Source organism: Planctomycetaceae bacterium (genome assembly GCA_041398785.1).
Taxonomy (GTDB): domain Bacteria; phylum Planctomycetota; class Planctomycetia; order Planctomycetales; family Planctomycetaceae; genus JAWKUA01.
In genome coordinates this window covers 286,340-305,748 of the sequence record JAWKUA010000002.1, presented here as the reverse complement: position 1 = coordinate 305,748, position 19,409 = coordinate 286,340, and the positions used below count along the sequence as shown (strand labels likewise).

16 protein-coding genes are annotated in these 19,409 nt (G+C 60.4%); 9 read left to right on the top strand and 7 right to left on the bottom strand.

The window, feature by feature from the left end:
• Positions 1–43: 43 nt before the first annotated feature.
• The 5 genes from R3C19_03325 to R3C19_03305 all read right to left on the bottom strand — a co-directional run bounded on the left by R3C19_03325 (position 44) and on the right by R3C19_03305 (position 9,515).
• Entirely contained in the window at positions 44–1,699 is a 1,656-nt protein-coding gene (locus R3C19_03325; GenBank protein ID MEZ6059374.1) for an ABC transporter permease, read from the bottom strand.
• Positions 1,696–2,751, bottom strand: coding sequence for an ABC transporter ATP-binding protein (locus R3C19_03320; protein MEZ6059373.1), 1,056 nt, complete (start codon positions 2,749–2,751; stop codon positions 1,696–1,698). Before R3C19_03320 ends, R3C19_03325 begins: the two co-directional genes overlap by 4 nt.
• Positions 2,752–2,897: 146 nt before the next feature.
• On the bottom strand, positions 2,898–5,375 hold the full coding sequence (locus R3C19_03315) for a hypothetical protein (GenBank protein ID MEZ6059372.1): 2,478 nt from the start codon (positions 5,373–5,375) through the stop codon (positions 2,898–2,900).
• A gap of 326 nt (positions 5,376–5,701) precedes the next feature.
• The gene (locus tag R3C19_03310) at positions 5,702–9,052 is read right to left on the bottom strand and encodes a prenyltransferase/squalene oxidase repeat-containing protein (protein ID MEZ6059371.1); all 3,351 of its coding nucleotides are present in this window, start codon (positions 9,050–9,052) and stop codon (positions 5,702–5,704) included.
• A gap of 64 nt (positions 9,053–9,116) precedes the next feature.
• Complete coding sequence (locus tag R3C19_03305) at positions 9,117–9,515, bottom strand: endonuclease/exonuclease/phosphatase family protein (protein ID MEZ6059370.1); 399 nt, start codon at positions 9,513–9,515, stop codon at positions 9,117–9,119.
• 376 nt (positions 9,516–9,891) lie between these two features.
• On the opposite strand from R3C19_03305, the gene R3C19_03300 reads away from it, so the two are divergent.
• From R3C19_03300 to R3C19_03260, 9 genes are all read left to right on the top strand, one after another.
• Positions 9,892–10,245: a hypothetical protein gene (locus R3C19_03300; GenBank protein ID MEZ6059369.1), complete on the top strand. Its 354-nt coding sequence runs from the start codon at positions 9,892–9,894 to the stop codon at positions 10,243–10,245.
• 126 nt (positions 10,246–10,371) lie between these two features.
• Entirely contained in the window at positions 10,372–10,923 is a 552-nt protein-coding gene (locus R3C19_03295) for a hypothetical protein (GenBank protein ID MEZ6059368.1), read from the top strand.
• A gap of 247 nt (positions 10,924–11,170) precedes the next feature.
• The gene (locus R3C19_03290) at positions 11,171–11,605 is read left to right on the top strand and encodes a hypothetical protein (protein ID MEZ6059367.1); all 435 of its coding nucleotides are present in this window, start codon (positions 11,171–11,173) and stop codon (positions 11,603–11,605) included.
• A gap of 355 nt (positions 11,606–11,960) precedes the next feature.
• A complete protein-coding gene (locus tag R3C19_03285) occupies positions 11,961–12,158 on the top strand; it encodes a hypothetical protein (protein ID MEZ6059366.1) in 198 nt (65 codons plus the stop codon).
• A 574-nt stretch (positions 12,159–12,732) separates the two neighbouring features.
• Entirely contained in the window at positions 12,733–14,124 is a 1,392-nt protein-coding gene (locus R3C19_03280; protein ID MEZ6059365.1) for a hypothetical protein, read from the top strand.
• Positions 14,040–14,723: a hypothetical protein gene (locus R3C19_03275; protein MEZ6059364.1), complete on the top strand. Its 684-nt coding sequence runs from the start codon at positions 14,040–14,042 to the stop codon at positions 14,721–14,723. Before R3C19_03280 ends, R3C19_03275 begins: the two co-directional genes overlap by 85 nt.
• A 162-nt stretch (positions 14,724–14,885) precedes the next feature.
• On the top strand, positions 14,886–15,488 hold the full coding sequence (locus R3C19_03270) for a hypothetical protein (GenBank protein MEZ6059363.1): 603 nt from the start codon (positions 14,886–14,888) through the stop codon (positions 15,486–15,488).
• 84 nt (positions 15,489–15,572) lie between these two features.
• On the top strand, positions 15,573–15,836 hold the full coding sequence (locus R3C19_03265) for a hypothetical protein (protein ID MEZ6059362.1): 264 nt from the start codon (positions 15,573–15,575) through the stop codon (positions 15,834–15,836).
• Between the two features lie 66 nt (positions 15,837–15,902).
• Entirely contained in the window at positions 15,903–16,217 is a 315-nt protein-coding gene (locus tag R3C19_03260; protein MEZ6059361.1) for a type II toxin-antitoxin system RelE/ParE family toxin, read from the top strand.
• A gap of 29 nt (positions 16,218–16,246) precedes the next feature.
• Here R3C19_03260 and R3C19_03255 read toward each other — a convergent pair whose 3' ends face one another.
• Entirely contained in the window at positions 16,247–16,870 is a 624-nt protein-coding gene (locus tag R3C19_03255) for a c-type cytochrome (GenBank protein MEZ6059360.1), read from the bottom strand.
• A gap of 52 nt (positions 16,871–16,922) precedes the next feature.
• Positions 16,923–19,214, bottom strand: coding sequence for a hypothetical protein (locus R3C19_03250; protein ID MEZ6059359.1), 2,292 nt, complete (start codon positions 19,212–19,214; stop codon positions 16,923–16,925).
• Between the last annotated feature and the right edge of the window lie 195 nt (positions 19,215–19,409).

The window sequence follows — 19,409 nt, the reverse complement described above, 5'->3', positions numbered from 1 at the left end:
TGCAGGGAAGACAACGGTTGTCGCAGACAAATTTGCCGCTGCGTCAATCGGGACGAAGCAAAATACGAATGCGAATCATCAGCACGGCCAGAAGGACCAGTGACGATACGCCCATGATCCACCAGTTCTGCGGAACAAGCTGATACGCCGAGAATCCCGGCGTCCGGATCACGCTCAGCGCCGCGGCCAGCGGGTTGATCGTCAAAGCGGCGTTCACTGTGGCATGTCCGAAGGGAGCGTCGCGTCCAAGCCAGATCAGCATGGGTCCCAGGCACACCAGCATCAGCAGAATGTAGGAAGTGACTGTTGCGGGAGCCGACCGCTGGCAGAAACTGCTGACCGTGGCGCTTAACAGGATGGCGAAAACTGCTGTCAGCACCAGGCAGATGACGACCTGCCGGACCTGCTCCGTGACCAGCGGATTGATGCGCATCATCACCAGATAGCCCGGCAGCGTTCCGCACAGGATCAGGATCATCGTGCCTGTGACGCTCAGCAGTTTGCCGCGCAGGATGACGCCGGCGGTGAGTGGTGTCATTCGCAGCAGTTTCCAGCTTCCGCTTTCGTGTTCGCTGCTGATGAGTCCTCCCGCCAGGCCGGGTGTGATCAGCACGATCAGAGCGACCTGCATGACGACGATGATGCCGCCGATCGTCTCCACGCCCCAGTCGGCTGATCCAAGCGTCGTCGCGTACGTCAGCACCAGCGACACCATCGCGCAGCCGGCAATCAGACGCAGCAGCCAGTGCAGACGTCCGAACTGCCGACAGCGGAATTCCTTCACCATGACCGGATTTGTCAGCGGACCGATCTCGGACTTCCGACGCTGCGGGTCGACCAAAAAGATCAGCCGACGGACCAGTTTCTGCAGGCCGGAGCGTTCGTCGGTGATGACGCCCTGCGATCGCGCCTGGTCGAAGATTCGATGACTGAGCCTGCGGATCGTGGCCGCAGCGAAAACGGCGATCGAAATCACAGCGCTGATCACATAGAACCCGGGCGCTCCGGAACCACTCTGCAGTCCGTATGACCCCGCGTCAGCGTGACCCAGCACTTCCATCACGGCCGGCAGCGGCGACACGAATCGCAGTTTCGCGGCGATGGAAGCCAGCGGACTTTCTGTTCCCTGCAGAAACTGGTGCGGTACCAGCACGCCGCCGCACACCAGCAGCACGCTGAAGTAGGTGACTCGCAGCGCCGCATCGGTTGATCGTGCGCGACTGCTGATGAACAGTCCCTGCGCAGCGTACTGAATGGCCACAACCGTCAGCACGCCGTACAGCATCGCAAGGCCGCTGAACAGCGAAACGCCGCCCATCGCGTGACACGCTGCGGCCGCCGGAACGCTCAGCGCCATGAGAATCAGCACGAATCCCAGCGTCGCCGCCAGTTTGCCAAAGTAGATCGTGACCGGGCTCAGCGGCGAATGCAGCAGCAGCAACAATGTCTTTTGCTGCCGTTCCCGAACGATGTTCGCCGCGGGAAACACGGGTACCAGCAGAACCATGCATGCCAGAAGTCCGTAGCCGAACAGCGTGAAGACTTCGCGCGAACGTTCTCCGGCGATGTCAGCGCGAGCCCCCGCGGGCCAGCGCAGGATGATCAGCAGTCCGCAGACCAGAGCGACGCCCGCCTGAATCGCAAACGCCCGTCGTGAACGCAGCAGGCTCAGCAGTTCTCTGTCCAGAATTGCGTTCACGTTGCTTTCCCCGCAGTGACCGATTTGTCCCGCAGTATTGCGGTCGCTGTCGCGTCAGCCGGATTCGCGCTCTTGCCGGAATCGCCGTTGCCGGACGTGCCGGTGGTGGACGTGCCGGTGACGGAAAGGAACGCGTCTTCCAGATCCGCCGGAATCTCCCGGAACTGAGTCACACGGATTCCTGCCGAGATCATCTGTTCCAGCAGCGAACCCAGTTCGTCTTCGGTGCGGCTTGTCCGGAAGCGGACAATCATTTCCGCTTCGGAGGGCGCGACGTCGCCGGGCTGGTCAACGCAGCGGCTGACAAGCTTCGCGGCTTCCGGCAACTGCCCGGCATGGCTGAGCTGCACTTCAATCATGCGTTTCTGATTGACCGTTTTCATGATTTCATCAACGGTGCCGAACGCTCGCAGTTTGCCGTGAGTAATGATGGCCACCATGTCACAGATTCTGGCCAGTTCGGGAAGAATGTGGCTGGTCACGATCAGCGTCTTTCCGGCCTTCGCCAGCCGCAGCAGGATTTCGCGCATTTCAATTCGAGCGGCGGGATCCAGGCCGTTGGCAGGTTCGTCCAGAATCAGAACCTCCGGGTCGTGCAGCATCGTGCGAGCGATCCCGATCCGCTGTTTCATGCCGTGACTGAGTGCGTCGACGAAGCGGTCCTGCATCCACGCGGCGTTCGTGATTTCCAGCACCTCAGCGATGCGCTTGCGCCGCTCGGGACGTTTGATGCCATAGGCGGCTCCGAAGAAATCCAGGTATTCGCGGACTCGCATATTTTCATACGCACCAAACGTGTCGGGCATGTAGCCGACCAGCCGCTTGATCCGGCGAGAATCCGTCGCGCAGTCCGCGCCGGCAATCCGCGCGGAGCCGCTTGTCGGGCGAGACAGGCCGACCAGGATATTGATCGTTGTCGTCTTGCCCGCGCCGTTCGGCCCGATGAATCCCAGAATCTGGCCGCGATGCACCTGCAGCGACAAACTGTCCAGCGCTGTGAATTCGCCGTATTGCTTCGTAAGTGATTCCGCGACAACAACTGGTTCGTTCACGTCGATTTATCCGCTGCGAAATGGTTCGTCAGTTGAATTTGCTTCGGAAGTTGTGCGGAAGCCACTGAATCGTCAGGAAGTCTGAGCGTTCAACAGCAACTGTTCAACTCGGCGCCCCACCCAACCCCCGGATGCCAGTCCGCGGGTCAGTGATCCAGCAAGCTACCGTGAAGTTCCAGCCGGATGTAATCAAGCGTCCAGGAGCGGTCGATTTCCTGCAGGTCGATGTCTTCGGATTCCTGCAGTTGCAGTTCACTGACATCCAGTTGGACGTGCAGTGCGCCGTCCTCTGAGATTCGCAGCGCGTCTTCGCTGTCGATCTCGAGTTCGTACGAACCGACCGGACTGTTCAGCGACCGGAGAACCATGGGATCCGTTGCCGATCCGGAAGACAGTGTGACGGTCCGCTGCGGCGCGCGAATGCTGAAGAACAGTTTTCCGCCATTCAGATTCAGCGGAAGTACAGTTGGCGGCAAAGCAAACCGAAGCATTGTGACGGTCGGGTAGGATGTCTTTTGCCACTGGCCGGTCCGATCGTCGAATGCAGTGGACTTCGTTCCGTCGGCGGTGGCAACTGTTTCGAACGGCAGAAACGGTGACGGAATGAATACATCCGTGCCCGGCGGTGTCGGCTGCAATTCCAGCGGAATCGCCAGCAGCGCGGATTGCGACCGTTCGATACCGTCGGCAAACGTGAGGCCGGAATCCGACGGTCGAGTCCACGCCAGCAGCATCGGACGATCCGGATATTTCCAGTCAAGTCCCGGCAGCAGCAACTTCCGATAGATCGCCTGATGCTGTCGCCGTTCATCGCTGAGCAGTCCGCCGACGAGATAGGTTCCCGGTTCGCGCAGGTCGTCGGCACCGGCAGAAAATCCGCCATGCTGATCCGAGTGCACGGCCAGAGCGTGCTGAGTGGTCGTCGCAATCACCACATCGGTCGGATCGGAATATGGTCCCGACTGCAGCGTCCCGCGAATTCCGTCCGGGCCGAACGCGGCTGTGGCACGCAGCGGTGTGGTCAGATTTCGATGCTGCCGCGTCGCCGCGAAATGCAGTCCGGACGGCAGCGTCAGGTTGTTCCACTGCCAGCGATCCAGATCGGTCCACATCGTTTGCCGGACGGAACCTTCCAGCTTCTCGCGCCGCAGGGAAAGCAGTCGGCCGTCGTCCGCCGTACTGTCAACATCTGTCGGTTCCGGAAAGAACATCGCCGCCATGCCAAGGCTGTGAACAGAATCGCTGCCCGGTCCGACGCAGGCGAACTCCGCCGTTGCGACCGCGGGAGGAACCGCGCTGCGTGCTCGTTGTCCCAGGAACACGAGCGGTGCCGCCGCGACAAGGGCCATCATCGGCCCGGCAATCGCCAGACGTTCCAGTCGCGCCGATCGAAGCAGCCGGAATCCCGCGAACAGCAGTCCCGCCCAGAAAGCTGCCAGGATCGTCAGAACTGCGGCCCGATGGGGAATGTGGTAGCCGATATGGCTCGACAGCAGTGGTTCGAAGTCTTCCGGCGAAAGCGGTTCCGGAGCCAGCGGGCGAGTCAGATAATCCGTGACTTCATCCAGAGCCTGAACGGCGATGAATGTGCCGTTGCGTTCCATGTCGGCGACCCATTCGTCGGCACGGCGAGGTCTCATCCAGGCGTAGGCGGACAACGTCGTGAACATGATGCGGCCGTGGCCGACATGCTGCCGGAATGCCGCCGGCCAGCCGTCGACTTCGTGCGTGACTTCGACGTTCGGGGCAACCACGCGGACAAATTCGACGGGATCGTCATGCGACTGCAGCTCGCCGGACGGCTGATTCTTCAGGACGTTTTGAAATTGCACGTCGGTAAGTCGCACACGGTCGACTTCGGCAATCTCGACGGCGTCGCCCAGCAGCAGATCCACGGTGCGCAGATCCACCTGATCCAGCAGAATCCACAGCCGCCCGCCGTTGTGCAGCCACGCGCGGATCGTCGCCAGTCCCGTCGGAGAGTCCGCGATCTGGTTTCCGGCCAACACGATGTGGTCCACCGCATCCAGCCCTTCGCTGAAAGCCGGGATGTCATCGGCATCAACTTCCGTCACGACTCGCGTGTAGCGGCCGCTGAGTCTCATTGTGACGGCAAGTTCCTTCGTCTTTTCCAGCGACGCTTCGTCGTCCGTATGCCAGTCGTCGACAATGACTGTAATCGGTGGCTTCACCACGGTCAGTGTTTCGGCTTCGAACAATGTCTCGTCGGCTGACCGAATCAGAGCGCGGACACCTTCGGCATCGCTGCGAAGAAAGCGTCGTATCTGAATGTCCGCCGGCGCGTCTTCCGGAACGTGAAGAGGAATCCAGGTCGTGCGTCGTGAACCCGCCGGAACGCGGATGCGACGTGAAAACTGCGACATGGAATCGCCATCGACGTAAAGCCCGGAAACGACTTCCGTCGGCGTGTCACGACGGTTGACGACCTCAACGCCTGCGATCCCCCACCGGCCCGGCCGAAACCTCCGAATTCCCGCCGGTCGTGGCCGCTGAATGACAGAATCGCCCGAACCTGCGGTATCCTGAGCGTGCGACGCCGGCGCAGATGCCGCAGCGACGATCACCAGCGCCGCAACGATTGCCGGACTGAAGAGACTATTCACACGCACGTTCGATCTTCCGCTTTCCATCGTCCGAAATGTGCCCTTTCACACGGTCGATTCGGACACAGGACCGTTCACTGCCGTGCACGCGACCGATCAGCACTTCGCGATTCCGGGTCACGGGCAAAGCTAACGACGGGAGCTGGCAAACTCCAGCCAATCGCACGTCCCCCGCGCGCGATCGACACCGTCGTCAATATGCCACGTCAGGCGCGCGGCAGATGAAGGTCTCCGTGCAAGCCGCAGGGCGCTGGCCCCGGTTCGTCCGTGCGGAAAACCAGGGCGAGCGCCCTTCGACGCGCGACCTGACAAGGCACGCCGCGACATCACTTCATCCGCCAGTCCAGATGCTTGTGCAGGAATTCGAACGTGCCTTCGCCGTGGATGCTGTGGCCGCCCTGGAAAAATTCGATGGCGACGCGGTCGCTCATTCCAAACTGAGCGTACAGCCAGCGGACTTTGGCGAATTCGTGTGCCACCCACTGGTCGCGCCCCACTCGGTCGTGGTGGCCTCGTTCGACCATGAACGGACGCGGGAACATCAGGTACGTCATCTCCGCGTAGTCGAACGTGTGACCCAGATTCCAGTACGGCATTTCCCATTCGATCGTGTTCATGAAACTGAACGGCTGATCGGTCGCCGCAACTTTGCGAGTCCACTGGTTGAAGTCGCCTGAGCAAATCGAGAGGCAATACTTTTCCAGAATCGTGGGAACTCGCACGGCCGTTTCGCCACCGTAGCTCAGACCGTAAAAAGCGATGCGGTTGCCGTCGACGAACGGCAGCGAATCCAGCCAGTTCAGAATCTGATCGTGCTGAGCGATGATGAATGAAAACAGACTGCAGCCGAACGTGTTCGCTTTACGATCGAGCCAGCGGTAGCGGTCTTCGCCGCGATACAGATTGTGCGGAGCGAACGTGATGAAACCGCGTCCGGCCAGTTCCGCGGCGAAGTTGTTGTAGGCGGAATTGCCACCGTCGATCGTGTCGCGAGGAACTCCGTTACGCCCGTGCTGGCAGACAACGACGGGTCGCTCTTCGCCGGGCTGAAGGTCCTTCGGCACGACCAGAACACCCCACGCAAACAGGTCGTCATGGACATCCAGCACAACGTCGTAGGCGGTCCATGAATCAGTTTCGGCAACCTTGCGAGTGCGCGCGTTGGGCGGGAGCAGTGCTTCGTCGAATCTTCCCATCCCTTCCGTAGCGAACTTCTCGCGGAATGGCTTCGCGGCTGCGATGAATTCGTCCGCGTCGTAGGTCGCGTGAGTTTTCTCCGTCGTCCAGCGGCTTTCCCGAAACTCCGGCATGGCACCGTAAAGAAAGAAGTCATCACGGACGTGTTCGGACGCTCGCACGAGTGTCTGAACGTGATCTTCCAGTTCCTGGCGGATTCGCTGACGGCGGTCGTTTGCTCGTGAACGCGCGGCGTCCGCGCCGGTCGCCGGGACCGGTTCCGACGGGTCGGCCGCAAACGTTTCAACTCCGAGCGCCACGGCAAATTTCCCCAGAGCGTCGTTGCTGAACGGTTGCGTCGGTGAATTGTCTGCGCCGGACTCCAGCGTCGCGTGGTCGCCGCGAATCCGGTCGAATTCCGCCTTCACGTTGCTGAACGGCGGTGTCGTCACATCGCCCTTGTGGCCCGTGACGGTCGGAAATTCGCTGTATTCGATGACCAGCGTTCGGGGACCGATCAGCGATGCGACGTCGGCGTTGCCGAAGTGTTTCAGTCGCGACCAGACGTTTCGGTAGATCGGTTCGGACCAAAAATCGCTGTCGGTGAAGTAGCCACTGACCAGAGCTGCGTCGATGCGCGGATCGATCGCGGCCGCGTGCAGCGCGATCAGGCCGCCTTCGCCGTAACCCGCGATGCCGATCATTGTGGTCCGGTATTCCGGTGTGTCCGTGGGAGGGCGAGGCTCCGGCCGAGCCGCGTGATCGCTGGACGCACTCCGTCGCTGCGGCTCGGCGGGAGCCTCGCCCTCCCGATTCTCCGGCTCGGCGGGTGCGTCGCCCTCCCGCATCGTGCTGCGCGATTCCAGCCAGTCGATGCCGGCGAGAACTCGCTGAATGTCGTAGCCGATCACGTGCCGGCCCATGTGAAAGGCCTGGCGGTAAATCCATTCACGGTCGGTGAAGTCCGCTCGCTGCATTCGATCGTCGTTTGTGGGCAGCTTCTCGCGACTGACGATCGACGGAATCAGGACGTTGAATCCTTTGTGCGCAAACGGCAGTGCCGTCGGGCGTTTCGCACCATCCAGCGGCAGCAGTCCGCAGAGTTCTTCGGGCGACTGGTCTGCGTCCGGCACCAGAACGATGTCGCCGACCGCGTCGCCTTTCTGTTCGATCAGCAAACCTTCGCCGAAGATTCGTCCGAGCACCGGCCAGCGCACCTGGGTGATGCGGTAGCGATCCGTTTCGGCAACGACGGCGGGATCATCGGTCGTGCCGAAGCGTTCCATCCGCGGTGGGTGACGCTCTTCGACGACACCGAGAATCGTCTTCAACTCGGCTCGCAGCTCATCCGCTGACGCGGTGTTTTCCCGGCTGCGACGATCGCGGTTTGCCGCTTCAATTTGCGCCTCAACGAACCGGTGTGCTCCGTCCATCATACGGCCCGACAGGTCTTCTTCCGGCCATTTGATGGCTTTCGTGCCGGGCAGAATTTCATACGGTTCAGCCGTCGCTTCGGGCAACGTGCTCAACAATGCCAGCGTTGCCCAGCCGGTTGCCGTTGTGGAAATGAACTGGTCGGTGCCGTGCGGAAAGCCCGTTTCGAAGTAAGTCTGAAACGGCTTGCTGCGGCTTTTCACGTACCACGATCCATCTTCGAGCTGCGTCGTCAGCAGAAAACTCAAGCCGCGCTGCCAGACAGCGTCAGACGTTTTCATGCCGGCTTCACGCAGAGCGTACAGCGCGGTGCCGGTGGCGTAGGCATCCGGTTCCATGGTTTCCAACTGCGACCAGCCGCCGCTTTCGTGCCGGGACTTCGCGAGTTCCTCAGCTGCGGCTGCCGTATCGGTTCCTTCATCGTCAACGTACGTCAGAGCGAGCAGTCGGAAGACGCGTTCTTCTGTGTCGACGGGTTTTGCTTGCTTCAGCCATGCGGCCACGGACGCAATCGCCGCATCGATCTCGTCGCGTTGTGCATCGTTTCCAAACACTGTCAATGCTCGCAAAGCCAGATACGTGGCGGTGAAGTCGCTGCTTTCGGACGGAGGCCGGTTGCTGGTGGTCTTCCAGCGACCGTCGTCCTGTTGCTTTGTCAGCAGCCACTGAATAACGGCCGCCGAGGTGTCGTCGGGCGCGACGTCACCGTCTTCCAGCGTCCACAGAGCGTACCCGGCCGTGTCCACACCTCCGCCCTGACCTTTGCCGGCTTTGTAACTTTCGCGGCCGCGTTCGAGATGTGCGTGTGTATGCTTGATCTGGCGAGCGAAGTTTTCTTCGTCGATGCGAATGCCTCTCCGACGAGCTTCATTCATCGCGAACACGGGAAGCGCCTGACTGTGGCAGGTGAAGCATTCCCGGTGGCGAGCGGAACCCGCCGCCGCTTCGTTCAGCAAACTCAGCGCCTTTGCGGCTTCGCGAATCTGCGACCGACGCAGAACAGCGCTGACGGCTAAGTTCCAGTTCCGCGAAGATGGCTCGATGATCGGACGCGACAGCTTCGTCAAGAACCTGCGTGTCGACGACGTTCCAGCGTTCCGCCGGGCGATGCAGGATGAAGTCAATCTGGCGCTATGGTTCGCCGACAGGAATTGTCGGCAAAGGCTGCTGATTCACGCTGGCCCATTGCTGTCCAAACGTTCGCAGGATTTCACTGTCTGGCGTGTCGTTCAGATCGCCGGCCAGCAGAGTCGCTGTTTCGGGATGTTCGATCGCGAGTGCGTTGATCGCCTCCGCGGACGCGATTCGTTCTGCGTCGGCTCGGCGATGATCTGAGTGCGTGGCCATAAATCGCAACGGCTGCGGCTGCCCCGGAAGTTCGATTTCCGCGATCAGCACGCCGCGCTGTTCGCCGTTGTCGAGATTTGGCAGCAGATGATTTCTGTGGCCTGCGACTGGAAACCGCGACAGCACCGCGTTGCCGTAGTGACCGCCCTGCAGTTCGATGTTGGCTCCGAACACAACGTGCATGTCCGTGAGCCGGGCCAGCTCCGGCCGGCTGATCGACGGAACCGGTGCGAGTCGCGTTGTTGTCGGCTTCCTGCAGAGCAACCAGATCTGGCTTTGCGGACAGAATGACGTCGGCGATGCGCTTGCAGATTCAGCTTCACCCGTCAACACCTTCGGCGTGATGAATGTTGTACGACAGAACTCGCAGCCGCTGCGGCGCTGGCGACTTGGTGGTCGAAAACACAGTAACGGCAGGACGGCGAGAAGACGGAAAAGGATGTGCATGGTGCTGTTCTCGCTGTAAGAACGGAGTGAATTCACGGCGGCTTTCGAAGTCGCGTTCTGTCCCGTGATACTACCGATGCAAAACAGATCATTCACATCGACGGGGAAAGAAATGAGACGACGACTGCTGCCGCGATGTTTGTTCCTCGGAATCGCCTGTGTGTTCGCGGCAGTCACAATGAGCGCTATGCACGCATCAGAGCCGCCTGACTGCGGCGAACAAAGCGACTGGCACGGCTACGTTCGTTATGACTTCGAAGTGGATGGCCGGCCGGTGCTGAGTCGTTGCGGCGAAGACGCCGTGGCTCCGGGAAGACCATGGGTCTGGCACGGCGAATTCTTCGGTCACAAGCCGACACCGGACATCGCTCTGCTGGGCCGGGGGATTTCACGTCGTCTACATAATTGTCCCCGATATGCTGGGAAGTCCACGCGCGGTGGAACACTGGAACGCGTTCTACGATGAACTGACGCAGAGGTAGCTTCGCAAAGAAGGCCGCGCTCGGTCGGCCTGAGTCGCGGCGGGCTGTACTGTTACAACTGGGCGATCTCGAATCCGGGCAAAGTCGCGTGCATCTATGGCGACGCTCCGGTGTGCGACTTCAAGAGCTGGCCCGGCGGCAAAGGAAAAGGAAAGGGCAGCCCGCGAGACTGGCAGCTTGTCATGGAAACCTACGGCTTTCGCGACGAAGCCGAAGCGATGGCCTACGACGGTAATCCGGTGGACAACCTGAAACCGCTGGCCGAAGCCGGCGTGCCGCTGCTCCACGTTTACGGCGACGCGGACGACGTTGTGCCGTGGGACGAACACGGGCATCATCGCGGATCGTTATCGCGAACTCGGCGGATCCATCGAACTCATTGCCAAGCCGGGAATCGGCTACCATCCGCACGGACTGGAAGATTCGACGCCCATCGTCGAGTTCATCACGAAGCACGCGAGCGGTCACGCAATCGGAGCGGCGGACAATTCAACGACAACGCTCGGCGATTCCACCAATTTCCGTACACGGTGCCGAAAACCGGGTATCACGTTTTGGCTCGAAGCGACGTGACAGCGGTCATCGTTGACAACCGAGCGGTGGATGACGACGTCCTGGCGGGCCATCGAGCGGGATACAGCGGAGTTGCCTCGCTGAGGTGAACACACGTCAAACGCGGCGACAATCTGTTCGTGCCCAGCTACGCGGGACTCAACTTCGAACACATTCACGACGGGACAAATCAGGATCGCGACATTCTGTTCAGACGGAGAAAAGCTCCAATGGAACTTCGCGTGATTGATGCTCACACCGTCGAACTGTACCAGGCTCCAGCGCCAACATGGGAACTCGAAAGCGTGCTGCGATACCGGATGCTGGACGATGGCACGATCGAGATGACAGCACGGAATGCGTTCCTCGCGCTTAAGAACGTTTCGCAACGGCGTCGGATTGTTCTGGGCCAGCTACATCCACCAGCCGGAGTCGCTGGACATTCACTTTCCAGGTCACGCCGCCGGCGAAGATTCCGCATCGCAATGGGTTCGCGGTGTGACACCGGAACACGGCGTCCTGTCGACTCACGTTGCTGCGCGCGACGACCGGCAGTTCGCTCACGACAAAGGTTTTCCACTGACGCTGGTCTTCAATCGATCGCGGTTCGTCTACGCCGAACCGTGGTACTATGGAGTCAGCCGCGGCATGGCATTCGTGCAGATGTTTCGTCCGGAGGGATCAATTCGACTGTCTCACTCGCCATCAGGTGGCGGCGACGGAAATCCCGCACGGGATTTTCAGTGGTTCCCTGCCGAACTACGAAGTCGGCCCGGCTGGCCTGCATGGTGATGCGGGCGCGTATTCCTATGAATCGCCGGAACAGATTTACCAGGCGACTCGCGACAGCACTTGCTGACAGGGCATGAGGTTGCGGCAACCAATGACTAATGGTCACTGTGAGCGCTGCGACTCCCGGGCAGCGACACCCGTTGAAGGAAAGCGGCACGATGATTCCAGCGTTCAATGAAGAAACGGATACCTGCGCCGAGTTCATCCTGCGACGCTGGACGATGCCGGAGGGCGAAATTTAATGTCAGCCGGAGCCGAGAGGCTCCGGCTGTCGGTACCTACAGGCCCGCCGGGCCTGAAATCCATTCGCGACTGACCGCGACTGCGTCCGAAAGGGAATGGTGGAGATACGACTATGGGGATAGAGAATTACCGACAGCGCGAAAACACGATTGCCAGCTCCCGCACACTGGAGCGGCTTATGAAAGAAAAGCAGGACAACTGCCTGGACGAACAAGTCCGCGAATTAACACTGCGTTCAATGCGCAAACTCATTAACCAGTTCACGGAAGAGATCGTGCAGCTCGATTCGCGGCGCTGGCGGCTCGGGTGAAAAGTCTGGCGTACCAATTGGTGAAAGCTTTCGATGTCATTGCCAATTTTCACTGACGAAGAGCAATATCTGATCGCCTACGCCAGAGCTTCGAATGCAATTGAGACGTCCGGCGCTCCCGTAGGGATATCTGTGCGGTGGGGCAAGCGTTGCGGGCTTCGCGGCGTATCATTCGAGCGTACCGATGATGCTCGCCGCCTTCGTCACATACTTTGCAGGTTCCGCATCTACGAGCGAGTTCAAAAGAAATGGATCCCTGTTTGGGGGAAATCGATTGTCGCAAAGTACGAAGCGGCAGTACTCAGCAAGTCTCGCCCAGATCTTCAAAGACGACATCAGGGAAGTGATAGTAGAAGGATTTTTTTCGAGTACGCTCGTCTAAATTGACTGAGGTCCATCAGGCCACAAAGTGAATTGTCTTTCTGTGATCCGCATGCTGCAGCTAAATTCAAAAAGACTCGTCATCGCCTTCCTGACGCATTTCTGCTCGCGGTGCCGCCAGTGCATGCCGCGGATCCGCCACCAGTTCACCCCAACCGCGCACGCAGCATCTGCGCGCTCCGACGGGCCGCGCGTGGATGAGTTTCCCGAAACGCCGGACGGACAGCGGCTGCAGATTCCGTTTGACTCAGCGGCCAACGAAACCGAATGGACACTGAGTCTGAGGCAGCAGGACGTGAAGCAGGACTGGTCCGTTCGGCTGAACGACACGGAAGTCGGCAAGCTGCATCGTGACGAAAACGACATGACCGTGTGCTTCGCCGTCAGTGCCGGAACTCTTCGCGCTGGGAAGAACGAACTGGTCATCGCAGCTCCCGGAAACGGGCATTCGACGCCGGACGACATTCGCGTCGGCGAAATCGCGCTGACGCCTCGGCCGGTCAGCGAGGTGCTATCAGCGGGCACGATCGACGTGACGGTTCTGGACGCCGACAGCGGTAAACCGTTGCCGGCTCGCATCACGATCGTGACCGAAAGCGGAGCACTGCAGTCTGTCGCCGCGCCGGCCGATCCGCAACTGGCTGTTCGGCCCGGCATCGTTTTCACCGCGACCGGAACGGCGAAATTCGGCGTGCCAGCGGGAGCGTACACGGTCTACGCCGGGCGTGGTTTTGAGTACTCGCTGGCCACATTCGCTGTGACGGTTCGAGAGGGCGAGACTCTGCCGAAGACGTTGACGATTCGCCGCGAAGTTCCCACCGACGGGTACGTGGCCTGCGACACGCACGTACATTCGCTGACTCATTCGGGACACGGAGACGCGACCGTTCAGGAACGCATGGTGACGATCGCCGCCGAAGGCATTGAACTGCCGATCGCCACGGATCACAACGTGCAGATCGATCACGATCCGCTTGCTCGCGAGATCGGTGTCAGGCAGTACTTCACACCCGTGATCGGCAATGAAGTCACAACGCCGGTTGGTCACTTCAACATTTTTCCGGTGTCCGCGGAAGCCGGTGTTCCCGATCACCGGCTGACCGACTGGGAAGCGATCTTCTGCGAAATCGACCGCGAAACCAGTGCTCCTGTGATCGTGCTGAATCACGCTCGCGATCTTCACAGCGGAGTACGGCCGTTCGGTCCGAAGCGATTCAACAGCGTGGTGGCGGAATCTCTGGACGGCTGGCCCGCGGGATTCAATGCGATGGAAGTCATCAATTCTGGAGCAACGCAGACGGATGTCATGCAGTTGTTTCACGACTGGATGTCTCTGCTGAATCGCGGTGCATCTGTCACGCCGATCGGGGCCAGTGATTCGCACGACGTCGGCCGGCATTTCGTCGGGCAGGGTCGCACGTATGCATTCGCTGCGATGACAGCGATCCCGGCAGCATTGACGTGGACGAGGCCATGGAAAGTCTTACGCGCGGACGTGTCATGGTCAGCTACGGCCTGCTGTCCGAAATCCGTATCAACGGTGCCGGTTCGGGAGACCTGGCGGGCGTTGGCGGCGATACCGTGAATGTCGACGTGAAGGTTTCCGGTCCGCATTGGGTGACAGCGGATCGAGTGGAGTTGTATGCGAACGGCCGGCTGATTCGTGAACAGGAGATTCCGGTCCGGACAGGCGACGATACATCGGCGACAACTCCGCCGACAGGGATCAAGTGGGAGGGGCGCTGGACGATTCCGCGACCGGCGCACGATGTTCATCTGGTCGCGACCGCTTTCGGCCCCGGCATCGATAAGCCGTACTGGAAGACTGCGAAGGCGTATCAGCCGACGTCGCCCGTCTGGCGAGCGCATGTGATCGGCTGCAGCGGAGCACTCTGGCTTGACTGCGACGGCGATGGAAAAAAGACCGCGGCTCGCGAATACGCACGGCGATTGTGGGAAGCTTCGGAAGGCGATCTGTCGAAGTTGCTGTCGTCGCTGTCCGGCTACGATTCCGCCGTCGCTGCCCATGCTGCGGATTTCTTCAGGAAGGCCAGTGGTTCGCTGACCGACGCGGCAACTCGCGAGGCTGTGCGCGACGCCCCGCCCGCCGCGCGCGATGGCTTTCGGGAATACCAGGCAGCGTGGCGAGCCACCGAAACAGCTCGTTCGAGCAGCGGTGAATGATGTTCGCACGATCGCACCGATTGTCCCGCCTGTCCGGAATCTGATCGCAGCCAATCGCAGTTGCTGAGGTCTGCAGAGGGAGATTCGGTCGCTGAGAAAGAGCGATTCCGGGCTATCTTTCACCGGGCGGATTCGATTCCCGATCACCGCGAGCAACCAGTCATGCTGACCTCCTGCGACGTTATTGCCGATGACCGGATTCAGGAAAAGCTGTTCACGCGATACCGCAGCAAACTGGACGAACTGCGATGCGAAGGCTTTGAGTTCGAAGGAATCGTCGCCACCACGCACTCGGTTTTCCTGCTTCCGCTGGCTGTGGTTTTCGGACTGCTCGGCCGTGAAATTCAAAGCGTGAACGCCTTTGGAAAAGTGTGCTGGTTTCATCCGCTGATGCGTTCGGCGGACGGAACAACGCTGGTGTATCCCACCGGAATCAGCCTGCGGTACTATACGTTCTTCGAAGACGGATCGACACAACGTACGTCGAACGGTGTTGGCGAGAACTCCGCCAGCTACAACAGCAGGTGTCAGCTTTATCAGACGAACGTGACGGAAAAGTCGGTCAGCCGCTCCTGGTCGAATCACGCGGCCTTTTGCGCGCACCGTTTCGCCGAAGGATTGCGGCCTGTTCGTCTTGATGAACTGACACGCTTCACGACGATCCAGTCAGAAGAGGATTCCCCAGTCGGAATGCTGCTGCTGGCCGGCATCGGCTGGGTCGCCCCGGTCGTTGCAGTTATGGCGACGGTGGCCCGAATGTTGTGAACAAATGCGGTGACGAATCTGATTCCGGCGAATCCAACGGAGAGGCGTTGCCAGTTCGGCGTAGAAGGCTGTAGATTGCAGGGCATGAAAACCGAGATTTCACAACTCAACGAGAACTTCATCCAGACTCAGATCGCGAACGGTGTGTTTCCTGACCGTCAGTCCGCCCTTAATGCCGCGGTGGAACTTCTGCGCCGCCGATCGGATGTTCTGGAGCGGATCGATACCGGCCGTCGCCAGCTTGATGCCGGAGACTTTACCGAGTACGACGATGATACGCTGCGGCAGCGATTGGATGATTTGAAATCCCGGGCACAGGATTCGATTCGTGATTCGCACGATTCGTGACTGGTGCCACGGACGTTCGACGCCGTCGCTTGCTCCTCGCGAATCGAATGCCACCGGCGGGCCGCTATGAGCAGGTATCGACTCTCGCGACAGGCTGACGACGACCTTGAGGCAATTGCCGATTGGATTGCCCGGCAGAACCCAGCCGCGGCGGACAAAGTGCTTGATGCTCTCTTGGGAAGCATCCGAAACCTCGCAAGGAACCATGGAAGCGGATCGTTGCGCGACGACCTGCGACCCGGGCTTCGAATCTTTCCCGCCAAGCGGCCAGCCCAGAACTACGTGATTTGCTACTACGAAATTCCGGACGGGATTGAAGTGTCAACCGTCCTGCACAGCCGGCGCGACTGGATCGGGCTGTTCGAACGAGGCAATCGGTAGGTGCTGGCCGCCCGCCGCCACGCAGGCGATCATCTTCCCGCAGATTGCAAAAACGCCAGCAGATCCATCACGTCCCTGGCGGAAAGCGTATTCAGAAGACCTTCGGGCATGGGTGAGGTTTGCGATGGTTCATAGCTTTCGATCTCCGCTTTGGTGATTTCGACCAACTGCGATGGCCGCAGCGGGTCCGTGGCGATTCGCAGCGTTGTCGAACGATAGTCGCCGCCCGTCAGAATTCGGCCGGAGATCACTTTGCCGCTGGTCGTTACCACCTGCATGTTGCGGTACTTTTCCGCGACGACGCTGGACGGTGACACGATCGACGTCAACAGGTCACGGCGCCCGAAACGATTAGCAACCGATGTCAGGTCCGGGCCAACGACAGCTCCGGAGCCGTTCATGCGATGGCATGACAAGCACAGTGCTTCGGAAAACAGCCGGCGACCGTGTTCCGTGTCCGGTTGATGACTCGTGCCGGTGATTTCGTCAGTCAGTTCATCCAGAGTCCACTTGCGGACAAACGGCCGTTCGACGGTCAGTGCCGCAGGTTCATTCTGCGAACCCGGTTGCAGCAGGTCACCAAGGACCTCCCGTTCGGCGGTGCTGAGCGTCGCCGTGGCTTCATCGCGAATCTGCCGCAGAAAATCAGGCATCCCTTCGCCGCTGAAGGCAGAACGGTCAAGGTCTGCCAGGATCTCGAAGTAGTCACGGCGGCTGTCCGATGGACCAGCCGGCTTTTGAATGGCGCAGGACGAACAGATAGAACAGGCGATCTTCCTGAGCCACCGCGCCGCGCAGCAGATTGACGGCGGGCGACACGGCATCCGTCGATTCCAATCGCAGCAACAGAAGTTCCGCCAGCAGCCGATTGACGCCTTCCCCTGCTCCGACACCGGCTCCGGTCGGGCCGTACGCCTTCGCCTTTGCGGGAAACCACGTCAACAGGTGATCGCTTGCGCGCTTGTAAAGCTTTTCGTGGTCGGGAGAATTGGTCAGGCACAGCGAGTACGCAAACAGCAGCGACAGTTGCTGGTACGTGGACAGCGAATGTGGCGGAATGGTGCTGAGTCGGTGCAGAATCGGTGCCTTCATGCCTCGCTCACCGTTGCGGGCGAGCATCATCAGTGATGTCGCGGCGAATTCCGGACGCTGCTCATTGATTGCCTGTTGGAACCATTCCGGTTCCGGCTGATGTTCGATGGCGACCTGGGCCGCGTGACGCAGTGTTGGATCGCTGCTGCCGAGATATGGCCACGCGGTTTTTATCGCCAGAGGATCCTTTCGGCCGTGAAACTTCGCCAGTTGCGCGGCAATGGTCCGCTGCTGCTTCGAGTACTGCGACCGTTCTGACTGTTGACGAGTCTTCGCGACTGGTTCGGACACCGGCCCCGTGTATCGAATCGAATACAGAGCAGATTGGGTCTTGCGACCGCCGGTGATGACGTACATGAAACCATCCGGGCCGAACGTCAGGTCGGTAACGTTGAACGGCCGTCCCTGCACGAATGTTTCGGCGCGGCACACGTAGCCGGCTCCGCGAGGCTGCAGGTGGCACGCCAGAATTCTGCCATAGGCCCAGTCGAGAGCGAACATCGCGTCGTTCCACGGCGCGGGGAAATTCCCGTGTCGGCCTGACACAACGGATGTCGGTGACCCCTTGCCGACATCCGCGGCGGGAAGCGAGTTGTCCGCGTGGTCAGCGGTGTACGGTGGCCAGTTTCCCGTTCGTCCGCGCCAGCCGAAGTCCGCTCCGGACACCAGATGATCGATTCGTGTCGGCCGATACCACGGCGCACCCATGTCGAATTCCGCGTCGGCGTCGTAGGTAAATAGTTCGCCGTCCGCGTTGAAGTCGATGCCGTACGGGTTGCGAAGACCCGTGCAGACAAGTTCCCAATGCTGTCCGTCGCGGTCGGTGCGAATGACGTGGCCTTCGATGGTTTCCTGCTTGATTCGATCGGCCCGCAGCGGCGACGTGCGGTCAAGGATGTTGTCGCGCGGCACGTCCACGCTGTCGCCATGAATGCTGTAGATCATTCCGTCGGGGCCGAGAGCCAGATCGTTACGTCCGTGTCCGACGCCGCCGGGAAATTCGCGCAGCAGTTTGACGTCGTCGAACTGATCGTCGCCGTTCGTGTCGGTCAGCCGATACAGTCCCTTTGAATTGTTGGCGTTGGCATACAGGCTGTCGTACGCATACAGCAGCCCGCGACATTCCAGCAGCGAGTCGTTGATTGTGTCGACGCGGTCCACCGCTGTGCCGTCGGGCGAAAGCGTCATCCTCAGCAGACCCTTGTCTTCGCGAGCGATCGTCAGGCGTCCCTGCGGATCAAACGCCATGCTGACCCACGATCCTTCATCCGCGGCGGCCGTTCTGATGCGGCGGATTTCAAAGCCGGGGCTGACGGAGAAGCGGACCGTGTCGCCGCCATTTCCTGATTCGCCCGCCTGCATCCACTGCGTGTAGTCATCAAACGAAGTCACTCGCGCGGCGGGAGCCCACAGGTGCGGATCGACGTGACCGAACGCCGCGACGGTTCGTGATGCCGATGCCGGCGCGTCATCCGAAGGGGCCAGTTCCCAATCCGGTCCGGTCAGAACATGGATCTGCTTTCCGCTGACCAGCGTCACCGCCAGTTCCAGAGCAACAGCTGTCGGGCTGTTGTCAACGGACGCAGCGGCGGACAGTTGCAGAGTATTCGAGCCGGATCGCAGTTCGCTGGTGACATCAATTTCCGGCCACGGACCGAAGTCATCGACGTCGGCCAGAAGTTCGCCGTTCAGGAAAACGCGGCAGCGGCAGAAGTCCGCGGCGAACCGCAGAGTTGCCTGAGCCACCGGTTCCGGCAGATCGAAGGTTCGCTGAACGGAACACTCTTGTGCGACGGAGCGATCCAGGCTGTGCCAGATCCATTCCGGCGTGACGAGCGGGTCCGCGATGACAGTGGAAACCGGAGACATGGCGGCCAGCAGCGACAGCAGTTTCACGATGTTCATGAGATCCTCCGCGAGGGTTGCTCCGCACTCTTCGACAGCAAACGGTTGCTGCGACCGGTGTGTCCTGACGTCGTTCGTCGTGCGACTCGGCGCGGCACACACTGACCCGGCTGCGACCCGTGTATGCCGCGTGCTCAGGTTTCGCCGCCGGCCTGCGTCAAACGGACACAATCCCATTCGGGCGAAGGCTAACGT